7 protein-coding genes are annotated in these 9,270 nt (G+C 40.7%); 3 read left to right on the top strand and 4 right to left on the bottom strand.

Going from position 1 to position 9,270, the window contains the following annotated elements; translation table 11 throughout:
- Positions 1–130 precede the first annotated feature (130 nt).
- Positions 131–1,726 (bottom strand): DUF6600 domain-containing protein, encoded by a 1,596-nt coding sequence (locus tag ACIQXP_RS13880; protein ID WP_387505724.1) that lies wholly within the window; start codon positions 1,724–1,726, stop codon positions 131–133.
- A gap of 279 nt (positions 1,727–2,005) precedes the next feature.
- On the opposite strand from ACIQXP_RS13880, the gene ACIQXP_RS13875 reads away from it, so the two are divergent.
- On the top strand, positions 2,006–2,707 hold the full coding sequence (locus ACIQXP_RS13875; protein ID WP_387505723.1) for an SAM-dependent methyltransferase: 702 nt from the start codon (positions 2,006–2,008) through the stop codon (positions 2,705–2,707).
- A 337-nt stretch (positions 2,708–3,044) separates the two neighbouring features.
- Here the strand turns inward: ACIQXP_RS13875 and ACIQXP_RS13870 are convergent, their stop codons facing one another.
- A complete protein-coding gene (locus ACIQXP_RS13870; protein WP_387505722.1) occupies positions 3,045–3,356 on the bottom strand; it encodes a hypothetical protein in 312 nt (103 codons plus the stop codon).
- A 553-nt stretch (positions 3,357–3,909) separates the two neighbouring features.
- Here ACIQXP_RS13870 and ACIQXP_RS13865 point away from each other — a divergent pair.
- Positions 3,910–4,671, top strand: a complete 762-nt coding sequence (locus ACIQXP_RS13865; protein WP_090986327.1) for a M57 family metalloprotease — start codon at positions 3,910–3,912, stop codon at positions 4,669–4,671.
- Positions 4,672–4,750: 79 nt separating this feature from the next.
- On the opposite strand, the gene ACIQXP_RS13860 is transcribed toward ACIQXP_RS13865, so the two are convergent.
- On the bottom strand, positions 4,751–5,422 hold the full coding sequence (locus ACIQXP_RS13860) for an NAD-dependent epimerase/dehydratase family protein (RefSeq protein ID WP_387505721.1): 672 nt from the start codon (positions 5,420–5,422) through the stop codon (positions 4,751–4,753).
- Between the two features lie 114 nt (positions 5,423–5,536).
- Here ACIQXP_RS13860 and treF point away from each other — a divergent pair, with 114 nt between their 5' ends.
- Entirely contained in the window at positions 5,537–7,111 is a 1,575-nt protein-coding gene (gene treF / locus ACIQXP_RS13855; RefSeq protein WP_387505720.1) for an alpha,alpha-trehalase TreF, read from the top strand.
- A gap of 71 nt (positions 7,112–7,182) precedes the next feature.
- Here treF and ACIQXP_RS13850 read toward each other — a convergent pair whose 3' ends face one another.
- On the bottom strand, positions 7,183–9,219 hold the full coding sequence (locus tag ACIQXP_RS13850) for a kojibiose hydrolase (RefSeq protein WP_387505719.1): 2,037 nt from the start codon (positions 9,217–9,219) through the stop codon (positions 7,183–7,185).
- Positions 9,220–9,270 lie beyond the last annotated feature (51 nt).

Here is a 9,270-nt window from a genome sequence, read left to right as displayed (position 1 = left end):
TCACCCGCGACACCCTTGTCTCTGGCTAGCACTTCCTACTGCAGAGCGTGTTCGGGACTCTAACCCTATAGTCGATTGCCATGCCCGGCGCACCATAAAAAAGTCCCGATTTTCATCGGGACTCTTCATTTTATCCTCTGCTACCTCTTGATGGTCTTCCACCTTCGCCACCTCTTTCACCTCCGCCACCGCGCTGTTGTGGGGCTTCCATCCTTCTTTGTTCCTGTCTTTGTTGCATTTGCTGATTACGCTGTTGCTGCATTTGCGCATCACGCTGAGCCCTTTCCTGTTGTTGCTGCTGGGCTTGTTGCGCACGTTGCTGTTGCATTTGCTCATTACGCTGTTGTTGCATCTGCGCATCGCGTTGGGCCCTTTCTTGCTGCTGTTGCTGTGCTTGTTGCGCACGTTGCTGTTGCATTTGCTCATTACGCTGTTGTTGCATCTGTACATCGCGTTGTGCCCTTTCTTGCTGCTGTTGCTGGGCTTGTTGCACGCGTTGCTGTTGCATTTGCTCATTACGTTGCGCCCTTTGTTGATCCATCTGAGCACGTTGATCATCCTGACCTCGTTGTGGCTGCATATCACGTTGACCACGTTGTTGATCTATGCCCATGCGGTCTTGATTACGTTGTTGTCTGATCTGATCCCCACGTTGCTGATCCTGAACACGATTTGCATTATCTTGTCTGTTGCCATTATCAATCCCATTGGCACCACCGCGACTAATACGTCCGTTTGCATCCCGGTTATAAACTTCTCCCCTTTTATTTGGCTGATTATTGTTATCCCGGCCTACATTTCGGCTATCTCTCGATCCAAAACGGTTATCGCCAGTGCCTGGAGTATTGCCTCTTTGATCGCGATTAGTGTATCCTTCATTTCTTCCGCCTCGGCTAATGCCAGCATTGCCTTGCTCAAATCTACGTGGCGCGGCATTACGGTTGTCTAGCACTGCATTACGTTCAGGTCTTGGCCGGTAAATTGCCACCTCCCTACCGCCAATGCGGCTTGCACCTGGTCTCGAACTTTCAGCATAACGATATACAGTTACATCCCTGTTGGTTGCACGCCTGATATCTTCAACCCTTGGACCTCCATAATAACTTCTTCGGTTATACACATAAGTATTATTGATAATGGTAGTATTACGGATGTATACGTTATTACGTCCATAATCATATCTTGGAAAAGAGTTGATATAAATATTACGCTGAGGAATGAAGTTCCAGCAGAAAGCAGGCACTACATAACGGCGGCCGAAACTTAAATTAATACTAATGCTTGGTGCCATGGGTGCCCATCCGTAATAGCCATCTCCGCTTCTCCAATCTACCCAGGCTGGTCCCCAATTAGTGTCAGGCAACCAAATCCATTGCCGATAACTGTTAATTACCCAACGGCCATAGTGGAAAGGTGCCCAGCCCCAATCGTAATTGGAAACCCAGGTATTACCATATTCAGTCATGGCCCAACGTCCATTGGTATAATATGGGCGGAATTCACTTTGATCTACATCTGGTCGCCAAACATAACCGTATTGTGGATCCTGAATCCATGTGCCATAAGGTGAAAGCTCGTCGTAAAATGTCTGTAAAGAGATATTGCCGGTACTGTAACCATCAGACTGGTAATCATTTTGGTAGTCTTGTGCCCTGACAAGGGTTGTGGTTCCGGCAAGGAGCGAAAATAGCCCCAGCACAAGTGCCGTAGATTTCAGTGTTTTCATTTGTGTGTTTATTTTAATAACCTAATGTGTGTGTATCAATTAGAGAACCAAAAATGCTGAAGGTTTAATATGCAAGCATAGTTATTTACATTTTCCCTTTAATATTGCATTACAAGGCATATTTAACTAATATTTAACGTTTTACAGCAAGTTTAATTGTGTAGAAAAGAAGTCAGTTAAAAATAAAATTTGCTACACCTCTGTACATGAAAGAGATTATACTGCCATTTCCATAAGTTTTAGAACTTAAATTCTATTTATTGTATGTATTTTTGTAACATGCAAAAAGGCACTTTATACCTTATTCCCGTACCACTGGCCGAAGAGGCAGCACATAAAACTTTTACTCCTTATTTGGTCGATACGATTAATCAGATTGATACCTATATCGTAGAGAATAGTAAAACAGCACGCCGGTTTTTAAAAGAGGCAGGTTTAAAAACACCACAGAAAGATTTAATCGTACACGATTATGGCAAACATAACCGAACAGATCTGGGACAGTTTTTTGGGGAGCTTACCGCCGGCAAAGACGTTGGTTTAATGAGCGAAGCGGGTTGCCCGGGTATTGCCGATCCTGGGGCTGATATTGTTGCCGAAGCACACAAACGCGGTATTAAAGTAGTGCCACTGGTAGGGCCAAGCTCCATTTTACTGGCTTTAATGGCCTCTGGCTTTAACGGACAAAGTTTCGTCTTTTGGGGCTATCTGCCTATCGATAAAGAACAACGTACGAAGCGCATTAAAGACCTGGATTTATCGGCCAGCCGTTATAAACAAACCCAGATATTTATTGAAACACCTTTCCGCAATAACCAGCTTTTTGAAGAAGTATTGAAAAGCTGCAAACCCAATACTCAGATTTGTGTCGCCAGCAACCTTACCGCAACAGATGAATTTATTAAAACACAAAGTGTTTACAACTGGCGCAAAGAGGAAATAGATTTACATAAAAAGCCGACTATATTTTTGTTATACTAAAATCGGATGAAGCGTAGTCCTGAACGTTAGGTTATCGTGTGGACACATTTATATTAGCTGCATTTGTTTTTTATAGCACATATGCTACGGCAATCGTCATGCTGATCCGATAGGAACGTTAGGGGGAAGAGATCTTTTATATAGACTTAATTTCGCTGAACCTTTGGGTTACCTACGCTGTTGCACACTGCCTGAAATGCCGGACGATTTCAAAAAATCAAAACATATCCAGCCTAACATTGGTTGTTAAGGTAACGCTTTGCAATATTATTCACTAAATCTTTGAGTTATGAAAAATACGAGCACACCGAAAAACAATCCAACAGTTCAAGGCAATTCAATAGCTGACCGCGCTAACCACGATGTTAAAACGGATAAAAAGATACAGGGCATTACCAACGGAGGTGGCCAACGTTCCGATCAGACATCGAATAAAGATAACCAGCGGAAGTACGATAACAAAAAATAATGAAAAAGGTGATGATTCTTCCGGATCATCACCTTTTTCATTATCACAAATCCCTAATCCGGGGATATACAGAATAATAGCCATTTTATCAATAACATATTGCTCTTTTACTGATGGAAGTTCAGGCAAGGCAAAATGCTCAGTGACTATGGTAATGTGATCGGCTAAGTTTTCAGCCATTTCAACAGGGCTTCAAAACATTTTCAAGCTTCTGCATTTCCGAAATTCGGATCTGCCTAAAACCCCATCCAACATCCATTTTTTTGCTGTGTCATGCGGTCAAATGTTAACCAGACAACCTGAACCCAATTATTAGCTAATGAATTACTTGCTTATACCCCCAAGATCGGTTACGCATGGCAACTGGAGCAAAGCAGAAAGCGGAGCATTTATTGATTAGCCATTCTGTTTTACAGGTGTAATAGCGGCTGTATTAGGAGATTTATGCGAGTTCACTAAGCAGATGATATTTTGATACATCTCTCATTCCCAACTTATCTGGAAATCCTCTTAACACACGAACTATGGAAGTTCTGAACAATCCATCCTAACGAAAAAATTACTAATAAATATGGCTTTTATGTAATTTTTTATACATAAAAATGAATTATAAATATTACAAACAATACTGATTAAGTTTTCGTGTAAAATTCCGCTTAACGCCAAAATTAATGTAACATGTTCTGTTACATTTGTTTCATCAGCTATTAAGGACCAACTAACCTCTTATCCAATGAAAAAAAACTTAAAAAAAATCGCTTTCTTAGCGATAGTTGCAGTAACCATTGCTGCATGTAAAAAAAACCAGGAAACAGTAAGCCCAGAACCACAGGAAACGGTAAAAAATGCCGATAAGGTTTTACAGCACATTAAAAATCTGGGCTTTCCCGAGTCGAGCATTGTTGATAATGGCAATGAATATATCGTTGAGGAAGATATTATATTTCCTAAAAACATGGAAATCCCGGTTAATAATTCGGCACCAAAAACAGAACAGTACTACACCGGAAGTATTGTAAACGCAACGAAAAAACTAAACATCCGGATTTTTGTAGATGCATCCATGACATCAATGAGCAGTGAGATCAACAGCGCCATTGCCCAATGGAATGCTGTTCCAAATTCTACTTTACGCTTCAGCATTGTAACCACCGCCCCTTACGACATCCTGATCAAAGATGAAAATTTGGGAAATGGCGTTTGCGGCCAGGGACAGTTCCCTTCAGGCGGAAGTGCAGGTGCTTTGGTTAAAATCAATAAAAGTTATATTGCAGGTAATTCTTTTGCACAACGTGCCAGAACAATTTGCCATGAGTTTGGTCACTGCATCTCATTCAGACACACCAACTGGGCTGCGATCGGTGAATCAAGTGCAACGAATGTACCTGGCGTAACCGGAACAGACGCCTTATCGCTAATGAATGGTGGCCAATGTGGTTCGGGTGCAACCGTATTATCTCAAAAAGATAAAGACGCAACTGCAGTATTATATTAAAACGCAAAATAATCAATTAACCTAAACTAAATCCTTAACCAGTTGAAGATGAGCTCGGGTACCTAAGCAGTACCTGAGCTTATTCTTTAGCTAAAGCAATAATATCCTTACCTTCTAAAATCCGTCTCTGGTCATGATGGCTCAAGGTGTTAATCATCGCCTGGCCAAGCTCCGCCATCGTGCAAAAACCACTTGGATAAATGGTCCTGCCAATTGGAAACAACCAGTTGATGTATTTATAGAATTGATGTGCATACTTTTGCCCTGCTAAAGGCTTGATAAAACCCGGACGAAAATTAAAAACCTGTTCGAAAGGTAATTTTGTTAAATCACTTTCTGTTTTGCCTTTTACCTGAGCCCATCTTAAACGGCCATTCTCATTGGTGCCTCCACCAGAAACGTAACAAAAAGTCATACCACTGTTAAGCCTACTCAATGTTTGTGCTACATGCATGGTAAGCGTATAAGTCATTTTATAATAGGTTTCCCCATCAACACCTACCGATGAAATGCCTAAACAGAAGAAACAGGCATTATAGCCAGACAACTGATGTTCGATCGCTGAGAAGTTAAAAAAGTCAGCATGAATAATCTCCTTTAATTTTGGATGCGCGTAACCACAAGGCTTACGGTTAATTACCAGGATATGATCAATTTCAGTGCTGCCTAAGCATTGCATCAATACACCCTCCCCAACCATTCCGGTGGCGCCGGTAATGATAACATTATGCTCATTTCTTGTTTTTCCCATTGAAAGTTATTTAATAATCAAAACGAAGATCAGTGAATCTTTGTTTGCCAAATGAAGCTGTTAGCTTTGTTTTTGCTTTATTAATATAGAAAAATGATAATTAATTACCGTAATATGAGGAGTCAAAATTTGCCAATCATTAAAATGATGTTGTCAGCCTGCTTATTATTTATTTCCAGCTGGTTATTTGCACAAAACGAATTAAGTCCAGGGCAAACCTATCCTGATTTATTTGAGAGAGTGCAAATGGCAAGAATTTATCCCGATAGTAAATCTTTTACAGACGCCATTCCAAAGAAGAGTCCTTCAGAAATCATGAAGGCCTATAACGCTTTAAAAAACAAGCAAAGTTTTGATCTGAAAGCTTTTGTAAATGAATATTTTAATATTCCGGAAAGTCAGCATGCGGCTTACCAATCTGATATCAGTGCGGGTATAGAAAAGCATCTGGATACTTTGTGGACGGTTTTAAAAAGAGAGCCTGATACCGCTTCCACTTACCAGACGTCACTCCTACCATTACCAAAACCCTACATCGTTCCTGGCGGTAGGTTCAGGGAAATTTATTATTGGGATTCCTACTTTACCATGCTTGGATTACAAAGGGCAGGTAAAACAGAAATCATAAAAGACATGGTTGATAATTTCGCTTATCTCATTGATAAATATGGTTTTATCCCTAACGGAAACCGTACTTATTACCTCACACGTTCGCAGCCACCATTTTTTGCAGCTATGGTTCAATTGCTTGCAGCGCACAATAAGGATATTAAACTGGCAGATTATAAAGATACCCTGGAAAAAGAATATCAGTTTTGGATGAAAGGAGCCAGTAAATTAAGTAATGGCAAAGCCATAAACCATGTGGTAAAGCTTCCTGACGGTTCAGTTTTAAACCGATATTATGATGCAGGCGATCAGCCACGGGAAGAATCATACAGAGAAGATTTTGAAGCCGCTAAATTAACGAAACAGGCTCCTTCCACTTTTCTCAGAAATGTACGTGCTGCCGCAGAATCGGGCTGGGATTTTAGCAGCAGGTGGTTTGCCGATGGTAAAAGTTATAACCAGATTATCACTACCGATTTACTTCCGGTGGATTTAAATACTTTATTATATAATCTCGAAATGGCCATCGCTACCGCCAACAACGAAGCAGGCAACAAAACAAAAGCCATTGTATTTCTCCAAAAAGCTGCGCTGCGGAAAAAAGCTATCCTAAAATATTTCTGGAATAAAAAGCAAGGTTTTTTTACTGATTATAACTGGAAAAACCGGTCATTTTCCAGCCAAATTACACTTGCCGGAGCATTTCCGCTGTATTTTAGACTCGCTACACCGGTACAGGCCAAAGCCGTTAAAGAAAAACTAGAAAAAAACTTCCTTAAAACCGGCGGTTTAATTACCACATTAGCCACTACAAAAGAGCAATGGGATGCACCAAATGCCTGGGCGCCACTTCAATATATCAGCATTATGGCATTGCGCAATTACGGGTACAATACATTGGCCGATACCATTAGTAACAGATGGATTAACCTTAATATTTCGGTATTTAAGGAAAGCGGGAAATTGATGGAGAAATATAATGTGGTACATCCGAACAGCAAAGGTGGCGGCGGGGAATATCCACTTCAGGATGGGTTTGGCTGGACAAATGGTGTACTTTTGAAACTTATGAAAAAGTAGATGATCTACGATAGTCAAATTGAACTTGTCGGAATATTTACTGGTTTCGACAAGTTCAAAGCGACAAATTTTTAATTTCTGTTCGCAACAGAAAAGGTTTTGTTTTCCATACCAACACCCGTAATTTTAAGCGATTTCCATTTTGAAGGTAAAACGCTGGGAATTTGAATAATCCCTTTGTTTGTGATATCCAGACCTCCGAATCCCATGAGCATGCTTTGTAAAACCCCGCCGGCACCCGTAGCAAAATATGGATTTTTGCCTCCTTTAGTTTCCGCAATAACTCTGAATGGAGGATTTAAATTTGGCTGATAAGCCTCCGTAAAATATTTGTATGCCTTTTCTGCATTACCCGTTCTGGCATACAACAATGCAAAAATTGCATGTGTCATTGCAGGTGTGCCTTCATCAGGGATTCTGGTTTCGTAGTAGGCTAAATCTTTAACAATCTGACCTTTGTCCGTGATCGCTTTAAGCGGATAGGCCAATAAATTAACATCAGCCTGTTTAATACCTTCACCTTTATAAGTTGCATGTTCTTTGGTTACACCATCCGGAAAGGTTAAAACGGGAATGTTTTTTTCGACCAGTTCCCAATCTTTATTTTCAGGCAAGCCTAAAATTGCTGCAGCCAGTTTAGCATTTTTTAAATTCAGTTTGGCAGCTGCGTTTGTAAAAGCATTATTATCTACATTTTCTGCCCATTCATCAGCGGCCACCACATTTTTGATATCATATTGGTTGGGTCCGTTACGCTCTACCCTACTTGCCCAAAAATCGGCAGTTTGTGACAGGATAAGCCAGCCCTTTTCTTTAAGCCAAACTTTATCCTGAGTTACGCAATAGTAATTCCATGTGGCCAATGCAACATCGGCAGAAATATGGTGTTCAAAAGGACCACTTAAAGCCCAAACAGGCGTTTCTTCAACTCCTGTATCAGCACTTTCCCAGGGATACATTGCGCCTTTAAATCCATGTGAAAAAGCATTTCGTTTTGCTGCTTCCAGTCGTTCAAATCTATATTCAATCAATGATTTTGCAATATCAGGATGAAGCGCAAGGAGAGCCGGAAACATCCAAATATCTGTATCCCAAAACACATGTCCGTTATAGCCTAAGCCTGATAAGCCCATTGGCGAAAGTGAATAGGAAGTTCCCGCGCGCGCGAATGAAGTGAGGTGATACAACATACTATGTACATCCTGCTGCGCTTGCGGGTCTCCATCAATTAAAATATCCGATTTCCACAAATCATCCCAGGCTGCATTATGATATTTAAGTAATCGGTCGTGACCTTCGAGTTTGGCAAAAATGGTCATCCGTTCTGCCTCATTAAGTGGATCGGCATGTTGAACAGAACTTATCGTACTGCCAATAACCGAATAAGTGTAGCTTTCGCCTGCCTTTAGCGTTTTACTGAACTTCATTAAATGGCTGTTATTATCCCACATTTCGTGGATAATTTTTGGCTCACTGCCATGGAGCTCTGTAAACAAAAAACTGTTCGATGCACATAGCTGCAATTTACCTGTCGGGCTTTTCGCAGTTGAGGTGAGCAGGCTTAAAGTAACCTGCGGCCTGTCTATTTCGTTATAGTAATTCTCAACATCCCGAAGCGCATCCGGAGTTTCCATTACACTTGCCGCAGTGAGTTTTAAATCTTCATTCGCTGTGATGGTTACATCCATTAAAACCGTAAATGGCAAATGGCGTAATGCGTAATAGGTATATTTAATATTCGCTTTTTTGCCATAAAGTAATTGCGTTGTAAAAGCCCCATGCTTCATGTCTAATTGCTGCTGCATGTTGCTGGTATTTTGGTCATCAAGCCTTCTGCCATCAATTTCGATATACATATTCAGTAAGTTGAAACCGTTAAGAAAATTGCTTACACGACCGCGCCCGTAGGTATCAAACGTACCAGCCAATACCACGTTTTTAACTTTAAATGGCTGTGGTGAGGAAACAATTCCAATGATGCCGTTGGCAGCTGTTATTCCAAAATATTTATTAGGATCGATTCTATCAGAACTTATTTTCCATGGGTCTTGAGCCTGCAAAGTAAGAGCAATTCCCAATTGAAGAAAAAATAATAAAATTAATTTCATAACCTCTAAAGTTTAATTTTCATAAGCCTTTAAAATTTTACAATAAAAAAG

The organism is Pedobacter suwonensis, assembly GCF_044762335.1.
Lineage (GTDB): Bacteria > Bacteroidota > Bacteroidia > Sphingobacteriales > Sphingobacteriaceae > Pedobacter.
Note: the sequence above shows the minus strand (reverse complement) of the source record. Positions and strands in the feature narration are given on the sequence as shown.

Excerpts from the sequence above, each read along its gene's own strand:
- ACIQXP_RS13875 (WP_387505723.1), top strand. The coding sequence starts at position 2,006 with ATGCAAAAAGGCACTTTATACCTTATTCCCGTACCACTGGCCGAAGAG.
- ACIQXP_RS13865 (WP_090986327.1), top strand. The coding sequence starts at position 3,910 with ATGAAAAAAAACTTAAAAAAAATCGCTTTCTTAGCGATAGTTGCAGTA.
- ACIQXP_RS13850 (WP_387505719.1), bottom strand. The coding sequence starts at position 9,219 with ATGAAATTAATTTTATTATTTTTTCTTCAATTGGGAATTGCTCTTACT.
- ACIQXP_RS13870 (WP_387505722.1), bottom strand. The coding sequence starts at position 3,356 with ATGGCTGAAAACTTAGCCGATCACATTACCATAGTCACTGAGCATTTT.
- treF (WP_387505720.1), top strand. The coding sequence starts at position 5,537 with ATGAGGAGTCAAAATTTGCCAATCATTAAAATGATGTTGTCAGCCTGC.
- ACIQXP_RS13880 (WP_387505724.1), bottom strand. The coding sequence starts at position 1,726 with ATGAAAACACTGAAATCTACGGCACTTGTGCTGGGGCTATTTTCGCTC.
- ACIQXP_RS13860 (WP_387505721.1), bottom strand. The coding sequence starts at position 5,422 with ATGGGAAAAACAAGAAATGAGCATAATGTTATCATTACCGGCGCCACC.